This window comes from Streptomyces sp. NBC_01320 (assembly GCF_035974375.1).
GTDB lineage: Bacteria > Actinomycetota > Actinomycetes > Streptomycetales > Streptomycetaceae > Streptomyces > Streptomyces yanii.
On sequence record NZ_CP108390.1, the window covers coordinates 5,884,286 to 5,910,138 of the forward strand.

Below are 25,853 nucleotides of genomic sequence, written 5' to 3' on the forward strand. Positions count from 1 at the left end.
GAAAACGCCCCGGATGAGTGGTTGCCAGGATGGAACGTTCGCCGTGATTGCGCCGTGTGGCACGCTGGCCCGGTGTTCGGGTCCGAAAGCGCATACGGGGGCTTCCGCGATGAGCGGTGACGGGCAGCAGGAAGAACCGCTCGACGGCGTCTCGATCGTGGGTGAGGGCGCGGAGGCCGGTGAGCCGACGTTCCGGCAGGTTCCGAGCCAGGCCGGCCCCGGGCGTTCGGGCGGTGACGCCGAGGGCGGAACCGTGCTGCCCGGACCCTGGCAGTCCGCGTCGGCGGGCGGCAATGCCGATGTCAGTGCCGGTGCCACCGTCGGGGCCGAGACCACCGTGCCGATGCAGCGGGACGGCGGGAGCAGTTCCGGGTCGGCCGGACTCACGTTCTCCGACGCCCAGTTGATCCAGCACATGCGGTCCGGGGACGACCTCGCGTACGAGGAGTTGTTCCGGCGGCACTCGGGCAGTGTGCGGCGCTACGCCCGGAGCTGCTGTCGGGACGCCCACACGGCCGAGGACCTGACAGCCGAGGTCTTCGCCCGCACTCTGCAGGCGGTACGGGGTGGCAAAGGCCCCGAGGAGGCCGTGCGGGCGTACCTCATGACGGCGGTACGGCATGTTGCCGCTGCCTGGACGAGAACGGCGAAGCGGGAGCAGCTGGTCGATGACTTCGCGGTGTTCGCCGTGCAGGCGTCCCGCTCCTCCGGCGTGCCGGACGCGGACACGCTGGATCTGGGCGCGGACGTCATGGCGATGCACGAGGCCGAGCAGTCGATGGCCATGCAGGCGTTCCGCAGTCTGCCGGAGCGTTGGCAGGCGGTGCTGTGGCACACCACCGTCGAGGAGGAGTCGCCGAGCGAGATCGCGCCGCTGTTCGGGCTGACCGCCAATGCCACGGCGGTGCTGGCCGGCCGGGCCCGTGAGGGGCTCAAGCAGGCGTATCTGCAGGCGCATGTGAGCCAGTCGCTCACCTCGGGCGGCAACTGTGCGCGCTATGCCGACCGGCTCGGCGCCTACGCCCGGGGCGGCCTGCGCATGCGGGCCGAACGCGGGCTGCGCAAGCATCTGGACGAGTGCGCGAAGTGCCGGGTCGCCGCGGGCGAGCTGGCGCATGTCAACGCCGGGATTCCGGCGCTGCTCCCGGTCGCGGTCGTCGGCTGGTTCGCCGCCGGATACGCGCTCAAGGCCGCCGGGATCGTGGCGGGCGGCGCGGCCGGCGCGGCGGGTGCAGGTGCCGCGGCGGCGACGGGCGGGAGTTCGTCCGGCGGTACGGCCGGTGGCGCCGTGGCCTCGGAGGGGCTCGGCGCCCCGGTCAAGGCCGGAATCGCGGCGGCGGTGGCTGTCGCGGCCGCGGCCGGTCTGGTCTGGGCGCTGGTCGGTGACGAGCAGCCGAGGCCGGAGGCCAAGCCCGTGGCCAAACCGCCGGTGGTGGCGCCCGCGGTGCCGTCGCCACCGCCCCCGAAGCCGACGCCGGAGCCCGAACCTCCGAGCGCGCCCGCCCCGCCCGCACCGCCCGCGCCCACACCGACTCCGCCGCCGAAGGCGAAGCCGACGCAAACACCCACATCCACGCCCCCACCCAAGCCGAAGCCGCCGGTCCCCGCACCGCCGAAGCCCACGCACACACCCACACCCACGCCTCCGCCACCCGCGCCGCCGGCCGTCGTCTACCAGGTCAGCGAGTTGCGCTACTCCTTCCTCGGCGACCACACGGAGCCGGAGGTGTCGATGGGTGAGAGCAGCTGGGTCTGGCGGCGCTCAGGCCTGTCGATCGGCGGCACGCGGTACGCGCACGGGGTGACCGTGCACGGCCGTTCGTCGGTCACCATCCAGCTGAACCGGGCATGCACCCGCTACGAGGCGATGGTCGGGGTCGACGATCTGGCGGCGGGGCTCGGATCGGTGCGCTTCTCCGTGTTCAACGGTGCCGGGGTGCAACTGTGGCAATCCCCGTTGATGAACGGCACCGATCCGGCCGTACCCATGGGGGTCGGCATCGCGGGGCAGCAGCGGATCCGGCTCGTCGTGGAACCGGCGGCCCCATTCGGCGGGGTCACGCTGGCCGACTGGGCGGAGTCGAGGATCAGCTGCCGCTGATCCGGGGGCCGGAGCCGTCGGAACGGTGCGGGGATCCGGGCCGCTCCCCTCGGCGCCGGCGAGCTCCGCGGCGCCCAGGGGCAGAAGTTCGAGGATCGTCGACGGTCAGCTGGGTGCCCGCGGCGCGCTCGGACTCGTACGGCTGCCGGCCCCGTTCCTCGCACGCCTGCTGTTCGTGGTCATGGACGGGAGCAGCCCGGGGAAGCGGGCGGGATGCGGACCCGTCGTGCTGAACGCGTCCCGGACGGTGCGGACAAGCTCCTGGATGCGGTCGTCGTCACGGACGTCGTCGGACACCCGGTTCTCCACGGCGAGGAAGAACTGCAGCATGCGCAGTTCCGTCCGGGGCCAGTAGGAGGGATCGGTGGGGTCGTTGCCGAGCGAGAGGGTCCGTTCGGTCCGGGCGAGGCCCTCGCTGCGGAGATTGCGCAGCCACCGGAACCAGCCCGTGCCGAGCGGCGTCGGGTATCGGTGACGGTCAGCGTTGCAGGGTGCGGCGGGCCGGGACCACTCCGCCCGCCACCGCGCGCTGGTGCGGCGCCGCCGTGCCCGTCCAGCAGGTGCCGCGGCGGGAGACGAGGCGGCGGAGCCAGAGCTCCGTGGCGGCCAGGTCGGCGAGGCCGTCCAGGGGCAGCGGTTCGCCCTCGGAGGCAGCGCGCAGGGCCTTTCGTACGACCCGGGCCTCGATCAGGCCCGCGTCGGCGAGCAGCGGGGCGTCGAAGAGGGCGATCAGGTCGGGGAGCGCGGTGCGCAGACCGGTGCGGCTGACCGGGGTCGAGGTCGCCTGGGAGGGGGTGCCCCAGCCCGGCGGCAGTTCGTGGATGCCCGCGCCCGCGAGAACGCGGCGCAGGATGGCGGCGCGGGCGCCCGGCTGGACGCGGAGCGATTCGGGCAGGGCGCGGGCGGCCCGTACCACCTGGTTGTCGAGGAACGGGGCGTGCAGCCGCTGGCTGCGGATCTCGGCGGCCTGTTCCAGGATCCGGTGGTCGGCGGCGTGTCGGGCGAGCGCGGCGCGGGCGCGGGCCTCGCCGGGACGCTGGACCGAAGTGGGGCGGATCGCCGCCTCCTGGAGGCGCACCGACACTTCCGCGAGCGCCTCCCCGGTCAGCCAGCGGGCGGCGGGCCCCGGCCGTGACCAGGTGAGCGCGGCGAGCGAGGCGTCGGCGGGGGTGCCGAGGTCGGGCGTGCGGCGGTTGGCGTCCGGGAGCCGGTCCGCAGCCGTTTCGAGACCCGTGCGGTACGACGTACGGGCCAGGCGGCGGGCCGCGCGGTAGACGGTCAGCGGTACGAACAGCGAGTGTGCGGACGGTCCTTCGGCTCTGGCGAGGGCGGCGACCGGGCGCAGCAGATGGCGTCGGCGGCGGTCCATCAGGAGGTCGGCGAGGCGGGCCGGGTGCGCGTCGAGGACCTGCCGGGCGCCGTCGCCGACGAAGTGGTCGGCGCTGCCGGCGGCGAGGCGCCTGCGGTGGCGTTCGGCGACGACGAGGGACGGGGCCGGTTCGTCGGTGAGCGGGCCACTGCCCAGGTCGGCGTAGGGCAGTGCCTCCTCGCCCGCGGCGACGACGACGTGGTGCAGCCGCGGGTTGGCGGCGATGACCGCGGCGCGTTCGAGTTCGTCCTCGTGGTCGCGGGTGGTGAGGTCGTTGAAGGTGACGGCGAGCAGCCGCTCGCCCGCGCCCGTGCCGTGGCCGAGGAGGGTGCCGGGGAGTCCGGGCAGGCCCGCGGCGAGCAGGGCGAGGGTGGCGGAAGCGCTGCCGCCGGAGAGGTCGGCGCCGATGCCGGGGACGGGCACGCCGCGGGCGGCGCGACGTTCGGCGGGCCCCATGCCGGGGACCGGTCCCGGGTCGGGCGGCAGCGTCTCGGGCGCGTGGCGGGGGGCCAGGAGCCTGGCACGTACCGCTTCGAGCAATGCGTCGCGCACCCCGTCCACGGCGCTCACCGGGTCGAGTTGGGGGGCGGCGACGGCCAGGGAGGCGACCGGCTCGTACCCGGTGATCTCGCGGGAGCCCTCGCGGAGGATGAGCGCGTGCCCCGGCGGAATGCGCTTCACACCCACGTACGGAGTACCGTCGCGGAGTGCCTCCGGCGTCTCGGGGCAGGCGAGAAGCGCGGCCAGGTGGCCGATGTCCAGCTGCGCCTCGATGAGGTCGGCGAGCGGGAGTGCGGCGGTCGCGTACGCCGTACCGCTCGCCCAGGGCGTGTAGAAGACCGGGCGGGCTCCGGCGAGGTCCCCGACGACGGTGATCCTCCGACCGATCCGGACGACGGCCGTGTAGCTGCCCGGCCAGGCGGTGAGATGGCGCAGGGCGCCGCCACGGGCGGCGAGGAGGCCCAGCCGGAGCTGCTCGTCGGTGGCGCCGCAGCAGCCGAGGACGGCGAGGCGGGCGGTGGGTGCGCCTTCGGCGGTCTCGACGGAGGCGATCCGGATCTCGTCGGGGCGCCAGTCGCCGACCGCCCAGAGCGGATCCGGATCGCCCCACAGGAGTTGGGAGCCCACGGGGTGCACCGTGTGCCCCTCGTCGGCTGCGCCGACCGCGCCGACCGTGCCGAAGCTCGCGGCGATACTGCTCCACCCCACCAACCAACGCATCGCCGCCTCCACAGGCTGTGGACAAAAACGGCGCACCTGGTTCGTACCGGGAGAACTGCGAGAACATGCAGCGCCGTTGCGGAACATGCTGCCACGACAACGGCGCGCAGGAGTGGCTACGGAGGGCGCACGTCGCAAGCGCATGCGCCCCTGGCAAAAGCCGGAGGGCGACCGGGGGCCGGCCGATCCCCGCGTCCTGGGGGACGCCACAACGCACCTACAGGTTCCGTTTGTTGCCTTCCCCGTTGCCCCCGGGTCGTACCGGCCGAAATCCGGCCACCTCCGGAACTACCCACCGACCGCAGGTCGGCAGCCCGCCGGAGGACCGCGAATCGCCCGGCCCAACCGCGACGGACCGACGTCATTCGGCCATTCTCGGAGAGCACGGCAAGCCCCGGAACCGATTCCCGGCGCACATGGTGTCCCGTTCCATCCCGCTTTGATGCGAGGTCGCCCGGCCGGTTCCGCGACGACCCTCCGCCGCTCCCGTACCGGCTCCCCGCCCGCCCTCACGCCGGCCCCGGTCCGCCCCCGCGGCCCGCCGAACGCACAGTCCGGGAGACGTGGTTCGCCTCCCGGACCGGTCCGCCGCCTGCGGGGAATGAGGCGGCAGTGTCCCCCAGCCCACTGAGTCCAGTGCAGTGGGCCGACCCACGCAGCACCCATGGAAGCGCTCCCCCCTCGGCCGGGCCAGAGCGCATGGCCGGGCGCACGGCCACACGCCAGGAGCACGTGGGGAACTCGCCCGGCGGGGTCCCCAGCGGCGTCCGGGCGGGTCCGGCAGGGCGGCCGGAGCGTCGCGGTGGGACCGCCCCCCGTACGCCGATCGTCCGCCCACCGCACGTACGGACAACAATCCCGCCATACGGACGTCTGCCCCTTAACGGTAGGGATGCGGCGAACTACGCTGGGTTTACTGAGGTTCTCGGCAGGAGGCATATTCCTCGGGGCTCGGCCACATGCGTGTGCGGTCGGAGTGCCGGGGCCCGTCCCTGGGGAGAACACGGTACGAATGCCGCGCGCCTACTCGGTGACGCGGCTGCCGTCTGTGTGTCGAGGGGTGGCGCATGTCCAGGGAGCAACGCGGGCCGAACGAGAAGCTCGGCACCGTTCTCGCCCTCGCGGGAATCAGCAACGCCGGGCTCGCCCGGCGGGTCAACGACCTCGGGGCGCAGCGCGGGCTGACACTGCGCTACGACAAGACGTCGGTGGCGAGATGGGTCTCGAAGGGCATGGTGCCGCAGGGTGCCGCACCCCATCTCATCGCCGCGGCGATCGGTGCCAAGCTCGGCCGGCCGGTCCCGCTGCACGAGATCGGGCTCGCGGACGCCGATCCGGCGCCGGAGGTCGGTCTGGCCTTCCCGCGCGACGTGGCCGAGGCGGTGCGTTCGGCGACCGAGCTGTACCGGCTGGATCTGGCCGGGCGCCGGGCGGGCAGCGGCGGGATCTGGCAGTCGCTGGCGGGCTCGTTCTCGGTGAGCGCGTACGCGACGCCCGCGTCCCGCTGGCTGATAACCCCCGCCGACCCGTCGGTGGCACGCGACTCGTCGGCGGCCGAGGCGGCGATCCTCGGCACGCAGGGCGCGCACGGTGCACCGCCACCGCCGGGTGCGCCGGGCGGTGCGCCCGGCATTCCCGTACAGCCGGGACCGGACTCCATGAACGACATCTCGCCGCTGCGCGTCGGCCACAGCGATGTGACGAAACTCCGCGAGGCGGCCCAGGACGCGCGCCGCTGGGACTCCAAGTACGGCGGCGGCGACTGGCGCTCCTCCATGGTCCCGGAGTGTTTACGGGTGGACGCGGCGCCGCTGCTCCTCGGCTCGTACAGCGACGAGGTGGGCCGGGCGCTCTTCGGCGCCGCCGCCGAGCTGACCAGACTCGCCGGGTGGATGGCGTTCGACACCGGGCAGCAGGAGGCCGCCCAGCGGTACTACATCCAGGCGCTGCGGCTCGCGCGGGCCGCGGCCGACGTGCCGCTCGGCGGCTATGTCCTCGCGTCGATGTCGCTGCAGGCGACCTACCGCGGCTTCGCCGACGAGGGAGTCGACCTCGCGCAGGCGGCCGTCGAACGCAACCGCGGACTCGCCACCGCCCGCACCATGAGTTTCTTCCGCCTTGTCGAGGCGCGGGCCCATGCGAAGGCGGGCGACGCCCCGGCCGCGGGGGCCGCGCTGAAGGCCGCCGAGAGCTGGCTGGAGCGTTCCCGGGACGGCGACGCGGACCCGTCGTGGCTGGGCTTCTACTCGTACGACAGGTTCGCCGCCGACGCCGCGGAGTGCTACCGCGATCTGAAGGCCCCGCGGCAGGTGCGGCGCTTCACCGAACAGGCACTGTCCCGGCCGACCGAGGAGTTCGTGCGCTCGCACGGGCTGCGGCTGGTGGTCTCGGCCGTCGCCGAGCTGGAGTCCGGCAACCTCGACGCGGCCTGCGCGGCGGGCACCCGGGCGGTCGAGGTGGCCGGCCGCATCTCGTCGGCGCGGACCACGGAGTACGTACGGGACCTGCTGCACCGCCTCGAGCCGTACGGGGACGAGCCACGCGTCGCCGAGCTGCGCGAGCGGGCACGGCCGCTGCTGGTGGCGCCGGCGTAGCGGCCTCCCCGGGGGCGCCCGCAGCCTCTCGGATGCCCGCGCGGAGTCCTGCGGGTGACGCGCAGGCGGCCGGGGGCGGAATTCCGGGCGCCACGCTGGCCTCCGCTGGTTTGAGTGCGATGTCAGTGGGTCAGTGCACTATCGGGGTGGGAGGTGGCGTGATGATGACTCACGCGGCGTACGACTGCGATGTGCTGGTGATCGGTGGCGGGATCGTCGGCCTGTCGACGGCGTATGCCCTCACGCGGACCGCTCCGGGCACGCGGGTGACGGTACTGGAGAAGGAGTGGGGCCCGGCGCGCCACCAGACGGGGCGCAACAGCGGGGTGATCCACAGTGGCATCTACTACCGCCCCGGTTCGCTGAAGGCCCGCTATGCGGTGCGCGGCGCCGCCGAGATGGTCGACTTCTGCGCGGAGTACGGCATTCCGCACGCGGTGACCGGCAAGCTGATCGTCGCGACCGAGCGGGCCGAGCTGCCCCGGCTGCACGCCCTGGTGCAGCGCGGCCGGGAGCACGGGCTGCCGGTGCGGGAGCTGGGACCCTCGGGGATCGCGGAGTACGAGCCGCAGGTCCGCGGACTCGCGGCGATCCGGGTCGGGACGACCGGGGTGTGCGACTTCAAGGCGGTTGCCGAGCGGCTCGCGGCCGAGGTGCGCGGCGCGGGCGGGCTGATCCGGTTCGGGGCGGAGGTCACGGCGATCGACCGCCGGCCGTGGGGTGTGGCGGTGCGGACGGCGGACGGCCGCGTCGTGCGGGCCCGGGTCCTGGTCAACTGCGCGGGGCTGCACTGCGACCGGGTGGCGCGGCTCGCGGGCGACGAGCCGGGCATGCGGATCGTGCCCTTCCGCGGGGAGTACTACGAGCTGACCAGGCCGGAGCTGGTGCGCGGGCTGGTCTACCCGGTGCCGGATCCGGCGTTCCCGTTCCTCGGGGTGCACCTGACCCGGGGCCACGACGGCGGCGTCCACGTCGGGCCGAACGCGGTGCCCGCGCTGGCCCGCGAGGGGTACGGCTGGCCGGTCGTACGCCCCCGTGAGCTCGCGGACACGCTGACCTGGCCGGGCTCCTGGCAGATCGCACGCAGACACTGGCGGTACGGGGCGGGCGAGGTGCACCGTTCGCTGTCGAGGAGCGCATTCACCGCGGCCGTCCGGCGGCTGCTGCCCGAGGTCACGGAGGACGACCTGCACCCCGCCCCGTCCGGTGTCAGGGCCCAGGCGGTGCTGCGCGACGGCACGCTGGTGGACGACTTCCTGATCCGCGAGGCCCCGCACACCGTGCACGTGCTGAACGCCCCGTCGCCCGCCGCGACTGCCTCTCTGCCCATCGGGCGGGAGGTGGCACGCAGGGCGCTGCTCCGGGCACAGGGAACGGGGTGGAAGCCGCCCGCCGTAGAATCGGGGCATTGTGTCTGAGTCCTTGAACCCCGCCCCCGAGACCGACGAGGCCCACGATCTGCGTGCCGTCGCCTTCGAGCGCCAGCGCAGGCTGCGTCAGGAGCCGCGCTTCCCCGGCGGGCCCGCCGCCGATCCGGCCGGTTCGCACCACGAGCGCCGGATCCGCAGCTTCCAGCCGCGCCGCAGCCGTGTCACACCCGGCCAGGAGGACGCTCTGCAGCGGCTCTGGCCGAAGTGGGGCCTGGACATCGACGGGCAGTCGGTCCTCGACCTGCCGGAGCTGTTCGACGGGCTCCCGATCGTGCTGGAGATCGGCTTCGGGATGGGCGAGGCCACCGCGCGGATGGCGGCCGACGACCCGGGCACCGGCATACTCGCCGTCGATGTGCACACCCCGGGCCAGGGCAATCTGCTCGGTCTCGCGGACCGGAACGGACTGTCCAACATCCGGGTGGCCAACGGTGACGCGATCATCCTGCTGCGCGAGATGCTGCCGCCGGACTCGCTCGACGGGCTCCGGGTGTACTTCCCCGACCCGTGGCCCAAGAAGCGCCACCACAAGCGGCGCCTGATCCAGCCGGAGTTCCTCGATCTGGCGGCGCAGCGGCTGAAGCCGGGCGCCGTGCTGCACTGTGCGACCGACTGGGAGCCGTACGCCGAGCAGATGCTCGAGGTACTGACCGCGCACCCCCTGTTCGAGAACACGGCGGCGGACGGCGGCTACGCGCCGCGGCCCGCGTTCCGTCCGCTGACCCGGTTCGAGGGGCAGGGCCTGGACAAGGGCCATGTCGTGCACGACCTGCTCTTCGCCCGTAGCTGACCTTTCCACCCCGGCCGGCTCCTCACCCGTGGCTGAGCTGCGGATTTTCTGACGGGGCGGCACGCGCACCTCGTCGCCCCATGGTCAGCTGTCAGTTCCCCTCGTTAGGGTCATGGGGTGTCCGACGGGTCTGTCCAGCAGCAACAGTCGCAGCCGGCCGTCCCGCTCCTCGAGGAGCAGCGGGTCGGCGAGATCCTGGCGGCCGTGCCGGAGCGGGGTCAGTGGCGCTACCGTCCGCGCCACGTCGGCATGGTCTGGCGGAGCAAGACGTTCCGTATCGCTGCGGTCTTCACGGTGCTCGCGCTGTGCGGGCTGGTGATCCTGGCCCTGGTCCGCGCCCAGACCGGCACCGAAGGATTCCTGGTCGGGCTCGGTCTGGCCGTGCTGCCCGTCCCGCTCCTGATGACGGCGTTCCGCTGGCTGGACCGGGTCGAACCCGAACCCTGGCGGAATCTGCTGTTCGCCTTCGCCTGGGGTGCGTGCGCCGCCGCCCTGGTCGCGATCATCGCCAATTCGTTCGCGACCCGCTGGATCGCGACGGCCACCGCGGACCCGGCGAGCGCGGACACCCTCGGGGCCACGGTGATAGCGCCGGTCGTCGAGGAGAGCGCGAAGGCGGCGGCCGTCCTGCTGATCTTCCTGTTCCGGCGACGGGACTTCGGCGGTGTCGTCGCCGGCGTCGTCGTCGCCGGCTTCACCGCGACGGGCTTCGCCTTCACCGAGAACATCCTCTATCTGGGCAACGCTTTCGGCGAGGACCAGCAGATCGGCAACTCGGGCCTGGCGTCGGTGACGGCCGCGACCTTCTTCGTGCGAGGAGTGATGACGCCGTTCGCACATCCCCTCTTCACCGTGCTGACCGGCCTGGGCTTCGGCTTCGCGGCGCTCAGTGCACGCCGCCACCGCATCCGCCGCATCGCGCTGCCGCTGCTCGGACTGGTCCTCGCCATGGGCATGCACGCCCTGTGGAACGGCTCGGGGACGTTCGGCCCGTACGGCTTCTATGTCGTGTACGGGGTGTTCATGGTCCCGGTCTTCGGACTGGTCACCTGGCTGGCGATCTGGTCGCGCCAGCGGGAGCTGCGCACCCTGGCGACCGAGCTGCCCGCGTACGCGGCCGCCGGCTGGCTGACCCCGGCCGAGCCGCTCGCGCTCTCCTCGATGCGGGCCCGCGGCCTGGCCCGGGACCTGGCGCGTCGGCAGCACGCGCAAGCGGGGTACGGAGCCCCGGGTTACGGGTACGCCGCTGCCTACGGCCCCGCCCACGGCGCTCACAGCCGGATCGCGGCGCAGGTACGAAGTCACGCCAAGGCGCAGGCCAGGGCGCGTGGCAAGGCGGCGGCGCGGGCGGTCGCCGAGTACGAGTCGTTCGCCACGTCCCTCGCGTTCCTCCGCCGCCGGGCGGGCCGCGGGGCGGCGGAACCGGACTTCACCGCACGTGAACTGGAACTGCTGCACCATCTCTGGCAGCGCCGGGAGGTGGCCGCCCCCGCCCTGGCGTACGCGGCACAGGCGACGGGCCGCCTGCGCCCGCGGTACATGGCCCGGGCGCCGGTTCCACAGCAGTACCAGCCGTACGGCGGCCACAACCCGTACCTGTCACCCCCTGGGCAGCCGTATCACCAGTCGCCCCACGGACAGCACCGCTACGGGAGCCGGCCGCCCCGGCATCCCTGGTGACGGGTCAGGCGGACGCCTCGGTGAGTTCCGCCAGCTCCTGCTCGGTCAGCCGCAGGCCGGCGACGGCCACCAGTGCGGGCAGCTGATCGACCGTGCGGGCCGAGGCGATCGGGGCGGCCACGGTCGGACGGGCGGCGAGCCAGGCCAGGGCGACGGTCGCGATCTCGGCACCGCGCTCCTGGGCCACCTTGTCGAGTGCGGCCAGGACCTTCCGGCCCCGCTCCGACTCCAGGTGCCGGCCGGCCTTCTCGGCCCGGGCGCTCTCCACCGACGTGCCCGGACGGTACTTGCCGGTGAGGAAACCGGAGGCCAGGGCGGAATACGGGACGGCGGCGAGCCCGGCGCGGGCGGCGGTGTCCTGGAGCTCGTTCTCGTAGGTGTCACGGGAGACGAGGTTGTAGTGCGGTTGCAGGGCGACGTAACGGGCCAGCCCCTCGCGCTCGGAGAAGTCCAGGGACGCCTGGAGCCGCTCCGGGCTGATGTTGGAGGCGGCGATGGCGCGCACCTTGCCGTCCTTCACCAACTGGTCGAGAGCGGTGATGATCTCCTCGACCGGGACGGTCTCGTCGTCGAAGTGCGTGTAGTAGAGATCGATGTGGTCGGTGCCGAGGCGGCGCAGCGACTGCTCGGCCGCAGCCTTGATGGTGGTCGCGGAGAGGCCCTTGTACGCGGGATGGGCGCCGACCTTCGTCGCGACGACGATATCGGAGCGGTCGGAGCGTGCGGCGAGCCATTTGCCGATGACGATCTCCGACTCGCCGCCCTCGTTGCCCGGGACCCAGGCGGAATACGCGTCGGCGGTGTCGATGAAATTGCCGCCCGCCGCGGCATACGCGTCGAGGACGGCGAACGACTGCGCCTCGTCGGCGGTCCAGCCGAAGACGTTGCCGCCGAGGGCGAGCGGGAAGACCTGAAGGTCGGAAGAGCCGAGCCTGCGGAGAGAAGTCATAAGTGGATCAACGAAATCCACCGGTGCCGCTATTCCATGCATGGCGCAGGGGAAAGCCGTGGACAAACGGACCGGCAGCCCTGACGTCGGGGGTGAGCGTCAGGGCTGCCGGGGATCGGTGGCGGGCCGGTGGGACGGCTCGCGTTCCTCGGGTCAGGGTGTGAGGCCCTTGTCGCGCAGCCAGGTCATCGGGTCGATGCCCGTGCCGCTCGAGGTGTGGACCTCCAGGTGGAGGTGAGGGCCCGTCACATTTCCGGTGGCGCCGACGCGGCCGATGGTGTCACCGGTGGTGACCTTCTGGCCGACGCTGACGTTGATCGACGACTGGTGACAGAACCACAGCTCCGTACCGTCCTCGAGCTCCAGGACCGTGCGGTAGCCGTAGGAGCCGGACCAGCCCGCCGACTTGATGGTGCCGGTGTGGATGGCCTTGATCGGGGTGCCGGTCGGCGCCGCGAAGTCGAGACCGGTGTGGTAGCCGGAGGACCACATCGAACCGGCCTGGCCGAAGGTCGAGGTGATCGTGTACGAGGAAGTGGGGATGGCGTAGCTGGCGGCCAGTTTGGCGAGCCGCTCGGCCTCGGCCTTCGCCTTCGCCTCCTCCTCCGCCTTCTTCTTCTCGGCCTCGACCTTGGCCGCCGCTGCGTCCTGCTTCTGCTTCGCCTCGGCTGCCGCCTTCTCCGCGGCGGCCTTCTCCTCGGCCGCCTTGGCCTCCGCGTCGGCGGCGTTCTGCTGCTGCTCGGCCTGCTGGAGAATGCGGGCACGGAGCGCCTCGCCGGCGTCCGTGGCGCCCTGCGCGGCCTCGGCGGTGGTGATGCCCGCGCTGGTCAGCGGTGCGGCGGCGGTCTTGGCCTGGGCCTGGTCGGTGGCGGACTCGTCGGAGAACAGCGCGCCCACACCGGGGAGGGAGCCGGCGTCGGGGAGATTGTTCGCGATGGAATCGGGAAGGGAGATGGAGACCGGCGGCTTGCTCTGCGCGGTGGCCATGCCGCCCGCACCGACGGCCGCGATGACGCCGACACCGAGAACCGTGGAGCTACGCGCGAGCCCGTTGCGCTGCTTGGCGACGCGGTGCCTGCCGCGTACGGGGCGGACGGACTCCTCGGTGGGGTTCCATTCCTCCCAGGCCCGGTCGGTCTCTCCGAGGCCTTCGGTCCCGAACTCGGTGGTGAACTCGGTGTCCGCCCCGGATCCGTACTCAGTGGTGAAGTCGGAGCCGAACCGGGAAGGGGCTTCGGGGGCAGGCTTGTTGGACGCCACGGGGGCGCACTCCTTTCCTTCCTTCTCGCCTACCGGGTTAGCTGACGGGTTCGGAGCAGGAAGGTCTCCTACGGATTCCTCTGCCTCTCACGAGACACAGGTGTCCGATTCACCCCATGTAGGTGGTTCCCCGGTTCCCTTGCGGAATTCGGCGCTCGCGCACGGGTGCCGCCACTGACGACGGCTGGGACGACCGCGCTGCGTTATCGAACGTTAATAGACACACGGGTCCTATTCCAAGCCGTTCCTACTGATCGCTGACGACCTTGGCCTGGACTTTACGGGACACAACCGGGTGGAATCGGGCGAGTTGACCCGGACTCAGTCACTACCGTTTTTCTGACGTTGCGTCAAACGTTATGCGGAGTGACACTCTTCGATTACGCACGGTGGCATCGCCCTCGTGTGCTCACCGCGGTCGCGTCTCATTACTGCCCGCGCCCCACGATCTTCACGGTCCTGCGTCGTCCCGGCTGCCCCTCCGCGGGCCGTGCGACCGCGACCAGCGCCAGGTCGTCGGTGGACTTGCCGCCCGTGTGCAGCCGTACGTCATCGGTCAGTGCGGACAGCAGCTCCTCGGGCCCGGAGAAGAGCCGTCCGCGCAGCCGGGCCGCCGGATCGTAGAAGATCCCCTGCTTGTCCCGAGCCTCGGAGAGGCCGTCGGTGTAGACGAGCAGCGTCGTCCCGGCGGCCAGACTCCAGACGTCGGCCAGGTCCGGCCACACCCCCAGCCCCATGCCGAGCGGCAGCGCGGGCACGCTCGGCACCAGCACCTCCACCCCGCCGTCGGCGTGGAGCAGCAGCGGCTCGGGATGGCCGCGGTTGACGATCCGTACCTCGGCAGCGTCGTGCGGGATCTCGGCGAGTGCGGCGGTGACGAACCCCTCGACCGGATCGATCCCGCCGCGCCGCTCCCCCTCCCGCGCCAGCGCCCGCTCCAGCCGCTGCGCCACGTCCTCCAGCGAAGCCTCCTGCTCGGCGGCCTCCCGGAACGCGCCGATGATCACGGCCACCGCCTCGACCGCGTCGAGTCCCTTGCCCCGCACGTCCCCGACCACCAGCCGCAGGCCGTGCGGGCTGTCCACCACGGCGAACAGGTCGCCGCCGACGAACTCGTCCGCCTGCGCCGCCTCGTACCGCGCGGCGACCTGCAGCCCGCCGATCCAGTCGTTCGGCTTCGGCAGCACGGCCCTCATGGCGGTCTCCGCGATGACCCGCGCCGAAGCGAGCTGCTCAGTGCTTCGCTGTACGACTCCGTTGATGAAGAAGGCGAGGATCGAGGCGGTGAGCACGGTGATGACCTCGAGGGACGGCACGACCTGCAGCAGCGCGCCGCTCTCGCTCCGCAGGACGAGGATCGAGAGCAGCGAGGCGACGCCGATACGGACGGTGCCCGCCCGTGAGAAGAACGGTGCGGCGGCCAGCGGGGCCGCCACGAACAGCGGCACGGCGGTGAACGGCGGCGGGGTGAGGATGTCGAACACGAGCCCGACGGCGATCAGCAGCGCCGGCAGCGCGCCGACGAACCGCCGGGAAGGTCTGCCGCCCCCGCCCCGCGCCCCGCGCAGCTTCTCCGCCATCCCCACCTGTGGTCTCCTGCCCGGTACGCGCAGCGGTTCCTGCGGTCTCCTGCCCGATGCGCCCCGCGGTCTCCTGCCCGGTACGCGCCTGACTGCGGACGTGCCGCACCCCACTCCCCCAGGCTGGCCGGAGCGGCGCCGCGCGGCGACTCCGCGTCGGCCGAAGGGGGGACGGAAACACGAATCAGGCCCGGCATGCTTCGCACATGCCGGGCCTGATTCTTCAGTAGCGGGGACAGGATTTGAACCTGCGACCTCTGGGTTATGAGCCCAGCGAGCTACCGAGCTGCTCCACCCCGCGTCGGTAAACACAACTCTACGCCATCCGGGACGGACGGTTGACCATTTACTGATCCGCCTGTGCCCATCCGCTCCCATCCACTGCCCCAAGGCACCGAATTCGAGAAGCAGTTGCCGGCGAAGTGCCTTCTGCCGCAACGTATCTGCCGCACCCTCCGGGGCGGAGAAGCAGCCCGGCTCAGTTCGAGTCGGTGATGTGCGGGGCCCGCTTCGCGTCGACCGCCGGCTTCGCCGTGTTCGCACCGCGCTGGATTGCGTGGAGGATCGCCAGCCCCTGGCTGACCACGCCCGCCGCCATCTCGTTGACACCGTTGGTGCCGTTGAGCACGGTGAGGTCGGCCCCCGACATCCCGCGGGCGGCCGCGTCGGCCAGGGCCGGCAGGTTCTCCACGATCCGGTTGGCCGCGATCAGCTCCTGATTGCCGTCCCGGAGCGAGGCGGCACGCGCGGTATTGGCGTCGGCCTGCGCCTGGGCGACGGTCCGTTCGGCGTACGCACTGCCGTCGGCCTGGAACTTCGCCTGGTCGCGGGCGGCCTCGGCGAGCGTGCGCTGCCGGTACGCCTCGGCGTCCGCCGGACGCCTGACCTCCGCCTCCAGCCGTTGCGCCGCCAGCGCCGCCTGCCGCTCGGCCAGTGCGGTCTGCTCCTCGACGACCTCGTGCGAGGCCCTGGCCTGGGCGAGAGGTCCGGCCTGGGCGGCGCGGGCGTTGTACTGCTCGGTCTCGGCGAGGAAGCCGGCCCGCTTGATCGCGGTGTCCCGTTCGTACTCGGCCTTGAGCGCCGCCGCCTGCTGCTCCCGCTCGGACGCCTCCTGGTCCGCTCTGGCCTGGGCGATCCGGGCCTGGCTGGCGACGGCGGCCGCGTGCGGGGCGGCGAGGTTGTTGATGTAACCGGTGGAGTCCTCGATCTCCTGGATCTGGAGGGCGTCCACGACGATGCCGAGCTTCTCCATCTCGCTGTGGCTGCCCGCGATGACCTCCTGGGAGACCCGGTTCCGCTCCCGGATGATCTGCTCGACGGTCAGCCCGCCGACGATGGAACGCAGGTGTCCGGCGAAGATCCGGCCGGCGAGTTCCTCCATCTGGTCCTGTTCGGACAGGAAGCGGCGGGCGGCGTTGGCGATGGAGACGGCGTCGTCACCCACCTTGAAGACGGCGACGGCGCGGACGTTGAGGCGGATGCCCTGCTGGGTGACGCAGTCCTCGGTGATTTCCGCCTCGCGCAGCGCCAGGGAGAGCATCCGTGCCTTCTGCTTCACCGGTAGGACGAAGCTGCCGTGACCGGTGACGATCCGGAACTGGGTGTCCTGGTTCTGCCGTTTCGATTTCGATCCGGAGATGAGCATCGCCTCGTTGGGGGCGGGAACGTGCCAGAACAACATGAGTTGACTCCTGCCGTACGCCTTTCTCGACGTGATGTCCCGGTGCGGTGCCGTACATCGCCTTCCCCGACGTCGCTCCCCGGCGTCGGTTGCCGGTTCAGGACGGCAGGCGCTCGACGATCACGCCCCGTGCCGAGACCGAGTCGACGACAACGACGCGTGCGTCCCTGTCGATCGACGTCGCCGACCATGCGGTGTAGGCCTCCGACCCACCCCGTACGGCCACCAGTACTTCGCCGGGGCCGTTCGGCGGGATCGGCACAGTGACGCGACCGACCGCCCCGATCGGGCTCCAGGCGGACCCATCCGCGGCGCTCATACGCCACACGCCTCCCTCGGTCATTCCACGGTACTCCGCGCCGCCTCCGCGGGAACGGCCCCTGAGGAACGGTCCGTACGACGGCGAGCGCGGGCTGAAATCTGGTGATATGACTGAATTTACGATTCAGCCGTTCAGGGCTGTGTGGCCGAGACGAAGCGACGAGTCGAACGGCGCGACGACCAGGGAGCGGAACGTGGACAGCTATCCCCTGCTCAACCTCTTCTGGACCATGCTCTGGTTCTTCCTGTGGATCATGTGGCTCTTCCTCCTCTTCAAGGTCATCTCGGACATCTTCCGCAGCGACGACCTCGGCGGCTGGGGCAAGGCGGGCTGGCTGATCCTGGCCTTGGTCGTGCCGTACCTCGGCGTCCTGATCTACGTGATCGCACGCGGCAAATCCATGGGAAAGCGCGACGTCGCGGAAGCCAGGGAGCGGGAAGCCGCCTTCAAGGCGTACGTACGGGAAGCCGCCGCCACCGGTGACACGACCGGCCCGGCGAAACCCAGCGGCGGCAGCGTCGAGGAACTGGCGAAACTCGCCGAGCTGAAGGACCGTGGCGCGATCACGGACGAGGAGTTCCAGCGGGCGAAGACGAAGCTCCTCGTCTGAGTTCACCCCGGCCCGCAGTGGACGGCGATCCGCTGGACCAGGTTGTTGCCGAAGCCGCCGCGGTTCCACGGCTGGGTGAGGGGCTGGACCCGGCCCCCGGCATCGGTGGCACGGGCGCTGAGGACATGGGTGCCGGGCACCGCCTTCCACGGCGCCTGCCACCGTTGCCAGGCCCAGGTGTGCCTGCCGTCCCCGTCCGGCGGGGCGAGTTCGGCGTCGTACCAGGAGCGGCCGTCGTCCGTGCTCACCTCGACCCGGGTGACCGGCGGCTCCCCCGACCAGGCGCGGCCCCGGAGCAGCACCCGGCCGGGGCGTACGAAACGGGTCCGGGACATGAAGTCCGGGAACCCGGGCGGGATCATCAGCGCCCGTGGGGCCATCCGGGTGACGGCTTCACCGGGATCGTCGGGCTCCTGCCGGTAACGGTAGGCGGTCGTCTGCTGGAAGCCGGTGAACGGGGTCTCGGTGAGCCGGATCTCCCGAAGCCATTTCACGTGCGCCATGCCGTACCAGCCGGGCACCACCAGCCGCAGCGGATGGCCGTGCTGCGGCGGCAGCGGACCACCGTTCATCGCGTACGCCACCAGCACCTCCGGCGTGTCGCCGGTGGCCACGTCCACCGGCAGGCTCCGCCGGTAGTCCTGCTCGACGCCCCGCTCGATACCGTGGTCGGCGCCGCAGAACACCGCCTCGACGGCGTCCGGCTCCACCCCGGCCTCGGCGAGCAGCAGCCGCAGCGGCGCCCCCGTCCACTCCGCCGTACCGACCGCCTCGACCAGCCACGGCTGGCTCACCGGCCGCGGTACGAGCCGGGCCCGGCCATTGCCCGCGCACTCCATCGTGACGCGCAGTGTGACGGCCGGGAACGACCGCAGCGCCGCCAGGTCCAGTGCCAGCGGCGTCCGGACCCTGCCGTGCACGGTGAGCTGCGCGGAGCCGTCCCGGATCTCGGGGATGTCGTAGTGGACCAGGACGTAGTGCAGTCCGGGCGGGGTGATGTCGTAGCGCAGCGCCTCCAGCGGCAGACCGTGGTTGCGGGCGGCGAGCGCGAGTTCCTCCGGGCTGATGCCCTCGCCGGGCTCGGCGAGGCGCCCTGGCGGGCTCACATCACCAAGGGGTCGGTCCATGGATTCATGGTGCGCCCGTCCGGGCAACCCGCCCACCGCTCCTGACCTGCCGCACACCGCATCCCGCTCTTTGCACCGCGCCTGCCGATTGCACGGCCCTCCGACCGGCGGGAGCGTGAAGAGGGCAGCGGTCCGCACCCGCGGCAAGGAGATGGCCATGGACTCCACCACGCTCGAAGCGATGAGGGCCGCGTTGCGCGGTCCCGTCATCGGCCCGCAGGACCCGGAGTACCGCGAGGCCCGCACGATCTACAACGCCATGATCGACCGGCGCCCGGCGGCCGTGGTGCGGTGCGCGGACGCGGGGGACGTCATGGCCGCGGTGGACTTCGTCCGCGACGAAGGTCTCGAACTCGCCGTGCGGGGCGGCGGACACAGCGGAGCCGGTCTGTGCCTGGTGGACGACGGCGTCACCCTCGACCTGTCACCGATGCGCTGGGCGCACGTCGATCCCGCCGCCCGGACCGCCCGGGTCGGTGGCGGCACCCTGCTCGGTGATCTCGACCACGCCGCCCACGCGTTCGGCCTGGCCACTCCCTCCGGAATCCTGTCGACAACGGGAGTCGTCGGCCTCACCCTCGGCGGCGGCCACGGCTATCTCACCCGCAGGTACGGTCTGACCGTGGACAACCTCCTCGCGGCGGACGTCGTCCTGGCCGACGGCAGCCACGTCATCGCGGACGAGAACGAGAACGCCGACCTGTTCTGGGCGCTGCGCGGCGGAGGCGGGAACTTCGGCATCGTCACCTCGTTCGAACTCCGGCTGCACCCGGTGGACACCGTGGGGGTCGCGATCACCGTGTGGCCGGTCGACCGGATCCGCGAAGTCCTGGAGTGGTACCGGGACTTCCTGCCACAGGCGCCCGAGGATCTGAACGGCTTCTTCTTGGCGCTCACCGTCCCGCCCGGCCCGCCGTTCCCCGAGGAGATCCACGGCCAGAAGATGTGCGGCGTCGTCTGGTGCTGGACCGGCGACCCCGAGCTCCTCGAAGCCACCCTGAAGGTCGTGGACGAACCGGGCCCGCCCGTCTTCCACTTCACCTCGCCGATGCCCTACCCGGCGCTCCAGACCATGTTCGACGCGCTGCTCCCGAGCGGACTGCAGTGGTACTGGCGGGGCAACTTCTTCGACCGGATCACGGACGACGCCATCGCCGTCCACGCCAAGTACGCCGAGAACCTCCCCACGGACCTCTCGACGACGCACCTGTACCCGGTCGACGGGGCCGCCCACCGGACCGGCCCGGACGACACGGCCTGGGCGTACCGGGACGCCGTCTGGTCCGGCGTCATCGCGGGCATCGACCCCGACCCGGACAACGCCGGGACGATCAGGCAGTGGTGTGTGGACTACTGGGAGGAGCTGCATCCGCAGTCGATGGGCGGGACGTACGTGAACTTCATGGGCGCGGACGAGGCCCAGGACCGGGTACGGGCCACCTACGGCGACCACTACGACCGGCTCGCGGCTGTCAAGCAGGCGTATGATCCCGACAATTTCTTCCACGCCAACCAGAACATCGAACCGGCCGGCCCGCACTGACCGCCCTCCGGTTCCTCGGCCGACGGGTGCTGCCCGGCGAGCGCGACGGCCTCGGCGGTCCTACCGTCAAAACATGGGTGTTTTCATCAAGTTGGTGGAGAATCGTCCCCCAAAGGAATACGCGGAGGGGGGCGTGGCGGACATCTCCTACGCGGACATCACGGAGGGCGACTCCGAGATGGTCTACGAGTACGACGTGCTCCCGAGCGGAATTTTGAGAATCCTGCAGGTGGCGAAGGGGGCAGCCCCGGTCATCCATGCGATCTATGCGCCGGGGCTGTGGTTCCGTGTCGAGGGGCGGTGGCACGGCAACGCGGAGTAGATCGGAAAATGACCCGATTAAGACCGGATTATGGGTGTACCGTAAAAAGCGGGACGCGCACTCTCACGTGTGGCGCCCTGGAAGGGCCGGCTCCGGTGGCGAGACCATCGGAGTCGCTTCCATGTGCGCGTCAACTCGGTGGAGCGGGAACGATGCCCGTGCCCATGAGGATCTGCTCCGCGGACGCGCTGTTGCCGTCCTGCACGGCCATGGCCATCGCTGCGCGCGCGGCGGCCGCGGTGGCCTGTGGCGGGATCACCAGGAACGAGAAGTGGTCCTGATGGCCACGCGTGACGATCATCGTGCTGTCGTCGACGGCGGACCAGTCGATACGGACGGTCCGGCCACCGATCACCAGGTGGGCCGGCGTATCGTCCCAGGCGCTCGCGTCCAGACCGACCCGCGCGACGGGTCCCAGCCGGGCGACCAGGGCGTCGATCAGGCAGGGCAGCTGGGACGCTATGTCGCGGGTACGCGGCCACCACGCACCGTCGAAGGTCCCCTCACGGTTGGAGGTCGTCTCCATCCGCAGCACCGCGATCCCGGGAACGATCGGCCGGCTGCTCGTGTCCGAGAGGAGCAGGAGCGGCGCCGCATCATCGGTACGGGTATGGGCGTGCGCGTCCGACGTCATGGCGAGCCACTCCTTTGCACGCGCACGTCGATGAAAACCATGCCCTCACATCCCTTCCGTCGGGCCCGGCGCCCGGGCGACGGCTGCTCCGACAAGGCGTCGTGAGGCCGGACGGGCGCCGTGGCCGCCTTCGGAGTCCCAGACCGTCTCCCGGACGAGGTCCCAGTCGGCCTCGGCCGCGGCCCGGAAGAGTTCGGCCTCCCGCATCAGCCCGCTCGCGGTGAGGCTCCGCGCCGGATCAGCGGCTGCCGTCAGCAGCCAGGCGGCTGTACCCGGGGCCGTCTGCGGCGGAATCACCAGCAGGTCCCAGCGGCCGATGGTGTAGGAGAGGAGCAGCAACGTGTTCGGGTCCTGTTCGGGCTTGAACCAGCCGACGTGGACCACATGCCCCTGGACGGGCACCTTCCGTGGGATCACGGGCCAGACGGTGGGGTTCACCGTCACGCGGGTGATCCGCCCCCACAGCGGGTCGAGCACCGCTGTCAGCGCGGGAAGTTCCGCCGTCAGATCGCGGGAACGCGGCCACCACGCACCGTCCAGCAGAGCGGGAGCGGTGCCGGCCGGGGCCAGCGAGAGGCGCGGCGGCAACGAGGACGAAGAGAAGGTCCGGTCGTCGACCGCGGGCGTGTACACAATGGTCGCAGTCATGACGCGGACCTTGCCCCGGGCCGGTGTACACCGGCCGGGTGTGGTGAATCGCCGAGAACGACACAGGCTCGGAAACTCATGTACGGAATGTCCTCGGTACGTCCAGGATACTCCGGTGGGGCACCCGGCGGAGTGCCGCGGCCCTACGGACATGAGCTGTCCCCAACGGATCGAACGGCATGCCGGAGGCCTCCGCTCACCCCGCCTGGGAAGGACGCCGCTCGTGTCCTCGCGACCGGCTATTCGTTACTCAGGCCATGATCATCTCTTCCGTCGCCCGGTGTCTGGCCGCGGCCTCGCTGGCCGCAGCCGCCCTGGCCACACCCCTGCTCCTGGCTCCCGCGGCCCACGCCGACGCCCGGGAGAGCAGCCTCTTCCTGACCGTCTCCGGCAGCGAGAACACCTGGATCCGCGGCATCGGCCTCCAGTGTCCGCTCACCTCCCCGAGTCACCACCCGAAGGCGGCGGAGGCCTGCGCCGCCCTGGACGAGGCCGGGGGCGACCTCGACGAGCTGCCCGGCAACCCGCACCCGTGCCTGCTGATCCACGACCCCGTCACGGTCACCGCGCAGGGGACGTACAACGGCGCCACGGTGGACTGGCGGCGCACCTACCCGAACGCCTGCGTCATGGAGGCGAGCGCAGGGCCCGTATTCGACTTCTGACCCGGCGCCGACCCCGAACCGCCCCTGCCCGGCCCACGCGCCGGGCAGGGGCGTTCCGGCGCACGTATGGCGATGCTCACCCGCCGGGAACGATCTCAGCGGTCAGCGCGAACAGTAGAGTTTCGGCTGCGTCAAACCCCCCGAACACCGAGGTACCGGCCGTGATCCCCGCAGAGCCCGCAATACCCCCGCCCCCTGCGCCCACCGTCGTCGGGATCGGTGCCGACGGGTGGGAGGGACTGCCCGGGACCTCGCGCACGGCACTGCTCCGCGCCGAGGTACTGATCGGCGGTGCACGGCAGTTGGAGCTGCTGCCGCCGGAGTGCGCGGGACAGCGGGTGCCCTGGCCCTCGCCGCTGCGGCCCGCCGTGCCCGGTCTGCTGGCCGCGCACCAGGGGCTCCGCATCGCCGTGTTGGCCAGCGGCGACCCCATGTTCTACGGCATCGGACGCGCCCTCTGCGAGGAGTTGGGCGCCGGGAACCTCCGCGTCCTGCCGCATCCGTCCTCCGTCTCCTACGCCTGCGCCCGGCTCGGCTGGCCGCTGGAGGACACCGAGGTCGTCACGCTGGTGGGCAGGCCCGCCGCCCGCCTGGCCGCCGCCCTGCACGAGGGCCGGCGCCTGCTGGTGCTGAGCGCGGGCGCCGGAACCCCCGCCGACGTGGCCGCGCTGCTGCGCGAACGCGGCTTCGGCCCCAGCCCGATGCGGGTGCTGGAACAGCTCGGCGGCGAGGCCGAGGACTGCGTCACGGGTACGGCCGACGGCTGGGCGCATCCGGCGGGCGATCCGCTCAACGTCATCGCGGTCGAGTGCCGTCGTGCGCCGGACGCGCTGCGGCTCGGCGCCGTACCCGGGCTGCCGGACGACGCGTACGAGCACGACGGTCAGCTCACCAAGCGGCATGTCCGCGCCGCCACGCTCGGGGCACTGGCCCCGGCGCCCGGCGAACTGCTGTGGGACATCGGCGGCGGTTCCGGGTCGATCGCGGTCGAGTGGATGCGCACCCACCCGTCCTGCCGTGCCGTCACCGTCGAACGCGACCCGGTGCGGGCCGGACGCATCGCCCGTAACGCGGACCGGCTCGGCGTCCCCGCGCTGCGCGTGGTCACCGGCCGGGCACCGGAAGCACTGGCCGGACTGCCGGTGCCGGGCGCCGTCTTCATCGGCGGCGGGCTGACCGTGCCGGGGCTGCTCGACGCCTGCTGGGACGCACTGCCCCCCGGCGGACGGCTGGTCGCCAACACCGTCACGCTGGAGTCCGAGGCGCTGCTCGCCGAGCGGTACCGGCGCCACGGCGGCGAGCTGGTGCGGCTCGCGGTGGCGCACGCCGTGCCGGTCGGCGGCTTCACCGGCTGGCGCCAGGCCATGCCGGTCACCCAGTGGTCCGTGCGCAAGCCCGTCGGCACCCCCTCGATACCGTCCTCGTCAGGAGAGAACAGATGACCGTGTACTTCATCGGCGCCGGCCCCGGCGCCGCCGACCTGATCACGGTGCGCGGCGCCCGGACGCTCGCCGGCTGTCAGGTCTGTCTGTACGCGGGCAGTCTGGTCCCCCGCGAACTGCTCGCCGAATGCCCGCCGGACGCCCGCCTCGTCGACACCGCGCAGCTCAACCTCGACGAGATCACGGACGAGTTGGTGCGCGCCCACGGGAACGGGCAGGACGTGGCCCGGCTGCACTCCGGCGACCCGTCCGTCTTCAGCGCGGTCGCCGAGCAGATGCGGCGGCTCGACGCGGCAGGTGTGCCGTACGAAGTGGTGCCCGGTGTGCCGGCGTTCGCGGCGGCCGCCGCAGCCCTCAAGCGGGAGCTGACCGTGCCGACCGTCGGCCAGACCGTCATCCTCACCCGGATCGCCCACCGCGCCACCGCCATGCCGGAGGGCGAGGACCTGGCCACGCTCGGCCGCAGCGGTGCGCTGATCGTGCTGCACCTGGCCGCCCGGTACGTCGACCGGGTCGTCGAGGAGCTGCTGCCGCACTACGGGGCCGACTGCCCGGCCGCCGTGGTGGCCATGGCGTCCCGCCCGGACGAGCTGATCCTGCGCGGTTCGCTGAGTGACATCGCCGAGCAGGTGAAGGCCGCGGGGGTGATCCGTACCGCCGTCATCATGGTCGGCCGCACGCTCGGCGCCGAGCAGTTCCGCGACAGCCACCTTTACTCGGCCGAGCGCGACCGGCACGTCTGCTGACGGGCGGCGCCGCCCGCGTCAGCGCACGTCGCTGCGGCCGACGACCGTGCCCGCCCGGTCGATGCAGATGACGTCCACGGCCACCGGCGCCCCGCGCAGCACCGACAGCGCCTGGTCGCGGGCGGCCACCGCGACCAGGTCGCCCAGCGGGACCCCGGCCGCCGCGCACAGCTGAAGAGCGGCCAGACCCGTGTTGGCGTCCGCCACCTCCGCGGTCAGCGACGCGTCCGCGCCGCCCTGTCGGGCGAGTTCGGCGAGGAACCTCTTGTCGACCTGGGAGCGGGCGGAGTGCAGATCCAGATGGCCCGCCGCGAGCTTCGACAGCTTCGCGAAGCCGCCACAGACCGTCAGCCGGTCCACCGGATGCCTGCGTACGTACTTGAGCACCGCCCCCGCGAAGTCGCCCATGTCGAGCAGGGCGATCTCCGGCAGGCCGTACTCGGCGACGACGGTCTTCTCCGAGGTCGACCCCGTGCACCCCGCCACATGCGTGTGCCCCGCGGCGCGGGCCACGTCCACGCCCCGGCGGATCGAGTCGATCCACGCCGAGCAGGAGTAGGGGACGACGATCCCGGTCGTGCCGAGGATCGACAGGCCGCCCAGGATGCCGAGGCGCGGATTCCACGTGGACCGGGCGATCTCCTCGCCGTGATCGACGGACACGGTGATCTCGACGTCGCCCGTGTCCCCGTGGTCCGCCGCCACCCGCGCGATGTGGTCGCGCATCATCTGCCGCGGCATCGGGTTGATCGCGGGCTCGCCGACGTCGAGCGGCAGACCGGGGCGGGTCACGGTGCCCACGCCCGGACCGGCCCGGAACACCACGCCCGAACCCGGCGGCAGCCGGCGCACCGTGGCCCGTACCAGCGCGCCGTGCGTCACGTCCGGGTCGTCTCCCGCGTCCTTGACCACGCCGGCCGTCGCCCGGTCGCCGGCGAGCTCCTCCACCGCCAGCGCGAACGCCGGGCTCTGGCCCTTGGGCAGGACGACGGTCACCGGATCGGGGAAGTCGCCGGTCAGCAGGGCGGTGTACGCGGCGGTCGTGGCCGCGGTCGCACAGGCACCGGTCGTCCAGCCGGGCCGCAGACCGGTGTGTTTGAGTTGGGCGCTGCGCCCTCCCCTCGCCTCACTCATGTCTG

The 25,853-nt window shown here is 72.1% G+C and carries 22 protein-coding genes, 1 tRNA gene and 1 riboswitch; of the genes, 11 read left to right on the forward strand and 12 right to left on the reverse strand.

What is annotated here, in order from left to right; all coding sequences use genetic code 11:
- Positions 1-109 precede the first annotated feature (109 nt).
- Positions 110-2,101 carry a sigma-70 family RNA polymerase sigma factor gene (locus OG395_RS26780; protein WP_327245206.1) on the forward strand — a complete coding sequence of 664 codons (1,992 nt, stop codon included), beginning with the start codon at positions 110-112 and terminating at the stop codon, positions 2,099-2,101.
- A 105-nt stretch (positions 2,102-2,206) separates the two neighbouring features.
- On the opposite strand, the gene OG395_RS26785 is transcribed toward OG395_RS26780, so the two are convergent.
- A complete protein-coding gene (locus OG395_RS26785; RefSeq protein ID WP_327245207.1) occupies positions 2,207-2,431 on the reverse strand; it encodes a hypothetical protein in 225 nt (74 codons plus the stop codon).
- Positions 2,432-2,579: 148 nt separating this feature from the next.
- The gene (locus OG395_RS26790; protein ID WP_327245208.1) at positions 2,580-4,691 is read right to left on the reverse strand and encodes an asparagine synthase-related protein; all 2,112 of its coding nucleotides are present in this window, start codon (positions 4,689-4,691) and stop codon (positions 2,580-2,582) included.
- A gap of 1,067 nt (positions 4,692-5,758) precedes the next feature.
- Between OG395_RS26790 and OG395_RS26795 the strand changes: the two genes are divergently transcribed.
- From OG395_RS26795 to OG395_RS26810, 4 genes are all read left to right on the forward strand, one after another.
- Positions 5,759-7,285, forward strand: coding sequence for a sporulation protein (locus OG395_RS26795; RefSeq protein ID WP_327245209.1), 1,527 nt, complete (start codon positions 5,759-5,761; stop codon positions 7,283-7,285).
- Positions 7,286-7,446: 161 nt separating this feature from the next.
- The gene (lhgO, locus tag OG395_RS26800; RefSeq protein ID WP_327245210.1) at positions 7,447-8,703 is read left to right on the forward strand and encodes an L-2-hydroxyglutarate oxidase; all 1,257 of its coding nucleotides are present in this window, start codon (positions 7,447-7,449) and stop codon (positions 8,701-8,703) included.
- Entirely contained in the window at positions 8,696-9,505 is an 810-nt protein-coding gene (gene trmB, locus OG395_RS26805; RefSeq protein ID WP_327245211.1) for a tRNA (guanosine(46)-N7)-methyltransferase TrmB, read from the forward strand. Before lhgO ends, trmB begins: the two co-directional genes overlap by 8 nt.
- Before the next feature lie 117 nt (positions 9,506-9,622).
- Positions 9,623-11,185: a PrsW family intramembrane metalloprotease gene (locus OG395_RS26810; protein ID WP_327245212.1), complete on the forward strand. Its 1,563-nt coding sequence runs from the start codon at positions 9,623-9,625 to the stop codon at positions 11,183-11,185.
- Positions 11,186-11,189: 4 nt separating this feature from the next.
- Here the strand turns inward: OG395_RS26810 and OG395_RS26815 are convergent, their stop codons facing one another.
- From OG395_RS26815 to OG395_RS26840, 6 genes are all read right to left on the reverse strand, one after another.
- The gene (locus OG395_RS26815) at positions 11,190-12,134 is read right to left on the reverse strand and encodes an aldo/keto reductase (protein ID WP_327245213.1); all 945 of its coding nucleotides are present in this window, start codon (positions 12,132-12,134) and stop codon (positions 11,190-11,192) included.
- A 153-nt stretch (positions 12,135-12,287) separates the two neighbouring features.
- Positions 12,288-13,394: a M23 family metallopeptidase gene (locus tag OG395_RS26820; RefSeq protein WP_327245214.1), complete on the reverse strand. Its 1,107-nt coding sequence runs from the start codon at positions 13,392-13,394 to the stop codon at positions 12,288-12,290.
- An 11-nt stretch (positions 13,395-13,405) separates the two neighbouring features.
- Positions 13,406-13,558, reverse strand: a riboswitch (cyclic di-AMP (ydaO/yuaA leader).
- A gap of 264 nt (positions 13,559-13,822) precedes the next feature.
- Positions 13,823-14,974: a PP2C family protein-serine/threonine phosphatase gene (locus OG395_RS26825; RefSeq protein ID WP_327245215.1), complete on the reverse strand. Its 1,152-nt coding sequence runs from the start codon at positions 14,972-14,974 to the stop codon at positions 13,823-13,825.
- Between the two features lie 227 nt (positions 14,975-15,201).
- Positions 15,202-15,275, reverse strand: a tRNA-Met gene (locus tag OG395_RS26830).
- 177 nt (positions 15,276-15,452) lie between these two features.
- On the reverse strand, positions 15,453-16,655 hold the full coding sequence (locus OG395_RS26835) for an SPFH domain-containing protein (protein WP_327245216.1): 1,203 nt from the start codon (positions 16,653-16,655) through the stop codon (positions 15,453-15,455).
- Positions 16,656-16,752: 97 nt separating this feature from the next.
- Positions 16,753-16,974 carry a hypothetical protein gene (locus tag OG395_RS26840; RefSeq protein WP_327245217.1) on the reverse strand — a complete coding sequence of 74 codons (222 nt, stop codon included), beginning with the start codon at positions 16,972-16,974 and terminating at the stop codon, positions 16,753-16,755.
- Between the two features lie 196 nt (positions 16,975-17,170).
- On the opposite strand from OG395_RS26840, the gene OG395_RS26845 reads away from it, so the two are divergent.
- Positions 17,171-17,587, forward strand: a complete 417-nt coding sequence (locus OG395_RS26845) for an SHOCT domain-containing protein (RefSeq protein WP_327245218.1) — start codon at positions 17,171-17,173, stop codon at positions 17,585-17,587.
- A gap of 2 nt (positions 17,588-17,589) precedes the next feature.
- On the opposite strand, the gene OG395_RS26850 is transcribed toward OG395_RS26845, so the two are convergent.
- Positions 17,590-18,714, reverse strand: a complete 1,125-nt coding sequence (locus OG395_RS26850; protein ID WP_327245219.1) for a sulfite oxidase — start codon at positions 18,712-18,714, stop codon at positions 17,590-17,592.
- A gap of 157 nt (positions 18,715-18,871) precedes the next feature.
- Between OG395_RS26850 and OG395_RS26855 the strand changes: the two genes are divergently transcribed.
- The gene (locus OG395_RS26855) at positions 18,872-20,257 is read left to right on the forward strand and encodes an FAD-binding oxidoreductase (RefSeq protein WP_327245220.1); all 1,386 of its coding nucleotides are present in this window, start codon (positions 18,872-18,874) and stop codon (positions 20,255-20,257) included.
- Positions 20,258-20,330: 73 nt separating this feature from the next.
- The gene (locus tag OG395_RS26860) at positions 20,331-20,579 is read left to right on the forward strand and encodes a hypothetical protein (RefSeq protein WP_327245221.1); all 249 of its coding nucleotides are present in this window, start codon (positions 20,331-20,333) and stop codon (positions 20,577-20,579) included.
- A 130-nt stretch (positions 20,580-20,709) separates the two neighbouring features.
- On the opposite strand, the gene OG395_RS26865 is transcribed toward OG395_RS26860, so the two are convergent.
- Together OG395_RS26865 and OG395_RS26870 are read right to left on the reverse strand one after the other, a co-directional pair.
- Complete coding sequence (locus OG395_RS26865) at positions 20,710-21,213, reverse strand: DUF5994 family protein (protein WP_327245222.1); 504 nt, start codon at positions 21,211-21,213, stop codon at positions 20,710-20,712.
- A 45-nt stretch (positions 21,214-21,258) separates the two neighbouring features.
- Positions 21,259-21,861, reverse strand: coding sequence for a DUF5994 family protein (locus OG395_RS26870; protein WP_327245223.1), 603 nt, complete (start codon positions 21,859-21,861; stop codon positions 21,259-21,261).
- Between the two features lie 257 nt (positions 21,862-22,118).
- Here OG395_RS26870 and OG395_RS26875 point away from each other — a divergent pair, with 257 nt between their 5' ends.
- The 3 genes from OG395_RS26875 (at position 22,119) to cobM (ending at position 24,714) form a co-directional block, all read left to right on the forward strand.
- Positions 22,119-22,526, forward strand: coding sequence for an SSI family serine proteinase inhibitor (locus tag OG395_RS26875; RefSeq protein ID WP_327245224.1), 408 nt, complete (start codon positions 22,119-22,121; stop codon positions 22,524-22,526).
- Between the two features lie 161 nt (positions 22,527-22,687).
- Entirely contained in the window at positions 22,688-23,968 is a 1,281-nt protein-coding gene (gene cbiE / locus OG395_RS26880) for a precorrin-6y C5,15-methyltransferase (decarboxylating) subunit CbiE (RefSeq protein WP_327245225.1), read from the forward strand.
- Positions 23,965-24,714 carry a precorrin-4 C(11)-methyltransferase gene (gene cobM, locus OG395_RS26885; RefSeq protein ID WP_327245226.1) on the forward strand — a complete coding sequence of 250 codons (750 nt, stop codon included), beginning with the start codon at positions 23,965-23,967 and terminating at the stop codon, positions 24,712-24,714. The genes cbiE and cobM overlap by 4 nt, the downstream gene beginning before the upstream one ends.
- An 18-nt stretch (positions 24,715-24,732) precedes the next feature.
- Here the strand turns inward: cobM and OG395_RS26890 are convergent, their stop codons facing one another.
- Positions 24,733-25,848 carry a cobalt-precorrin-5B (C(1))-methyltransferase gene (locus tag OG395_RS26890; RefSeq protein ID WP_327245227.1) on the reverse strand — a complete coding sequence of 372 codons (1,116 nt, stop codon included), beginning with the start codon at positions 25,846-25,848 and terminating at the stop codon, positions 24,733-24,735.
- Between the last annotated feature and the right edge of the window lie 5 nt (positions 25,849-25,853).

Bases quoted from the DNA above. Each gene is read 5' to 3' on its own strand.
- OG395_RS26780 (WP_327245206.1), top strand. From the start codon at position 110: ATGAGCGGTGACGGGCAGCAGGAAGAACCGCTCGACGGCGTCTCGATC.
- OG395_RS26785 (WP_327245207.1), bottom strand. From the start codon at position 2,431: ATGCTGCAGTTCTTCCTCGCCGTGGAGAACCGGGTGTCCGACGACGTC.
- OG395_RS26790 (WP_327245208.1), bottom strand. From the start codon at position 4,691: ATGCGTTGGTTGGTGGGGTGGAGCAGTATCGCCGCGAGCTTCGGCACG.
- OG395_RS26795 (WP_327245209.1), top strand. From the start codon at position 5,759: ATGTCCAGGGAGCAACGCGGGCCGAACGAGAAGCTCGGCACCGTTCTC.
- lhgO (WP_327245210.1), top strand. From the start codon at position 7,447: ATGATGACTCACGCGGCGTACGACTGCGATGTGCTGGTGATCGGTGGC.
- OG395_RS26815 (WP_327245213.1), bottom strand. From the start codon at position 12,134: ATGACTTCTCTCCGCAGGCTCGGCTCTTCCGACCTTCAGGTCTTCCCG.
- OG395_RS26825 (WP_327245215.1), bottom strand. From the start codon at position 14,974: ATGGCGGAGAAGCTGCGCGGGGCGCGGGGCGGGGGCGGCAGACCTTCC.
- OG395_RS26835 (WP_327245216.1), bottom strand. From the start codon at position 16,655: ATGTTGTTCTGGCACGTTCCCGCCCCCAACGAGGCGATGCTCATCTCC.
- OG395_RS26840 (WP_327245217.1), bottom strand. From the start codon at position 16,974: ATGAGCGCCGCGGATGGGTCCGCCTGGAGCCCGATCGGGGCGGTCGGT.
- OG395_RS26850 (WP_327245219.1), bottom strand. From the start codon at position 18,714: ATGGACCGACCCCTTGGTGATGTGAGCCCGCCAGGGCGCCTCGCCGAG.
- OG395_RS26855 (WP_327245220.1), top strand. From the start codon at position 18,872: ATGGACTCCACCACGCTCGAAGCGATGAGGGCCGCGTTGCGCGGTCCC.
- OG395_RS26860 (WP_327245221.1), top strand. From the start codon at position 20,331: ATGGGTGTTTTCATCAAGTTGGTGGAGAATCGTCCCCCAAAGGAATAC.
- OG395_RS26865 (WP_327245222.1), bottom strand. From the start codon at position 21,213: ATGACGTCGGACGCGCACGCCCATACCCGTACCGATGATGCGGCGCCG.
- OG395_RS26870 (WP_327245223.1), bottom strand. From the start codon at position 21,861: ATGACTGCGACCATTGTGTACACGCCCGCGGTCGACGACCGGACCTTC.
- OG395_RS26875 (WP_327245224.1), top strand. From the start codon at position 22,119: ATGATCATCTCTTCCGTCGCCCGGTGTCTGGCCGCGGCCTCGCTGGCC.
- cobM (WP_327245226.1), top strand. From the start codon at position 23,965: ATGACCGTGTACTTCATCGGCGCCGGCCCCGGCGCCGCCGACCTGATC.
- OG395_RS26890 (WP_327245227.1), bottom strand. From the start codon at position 25,848: ATGAGTGAGGCGAGGGGAGGGCGCAGCGCCCAACTCAAACACACCGGT.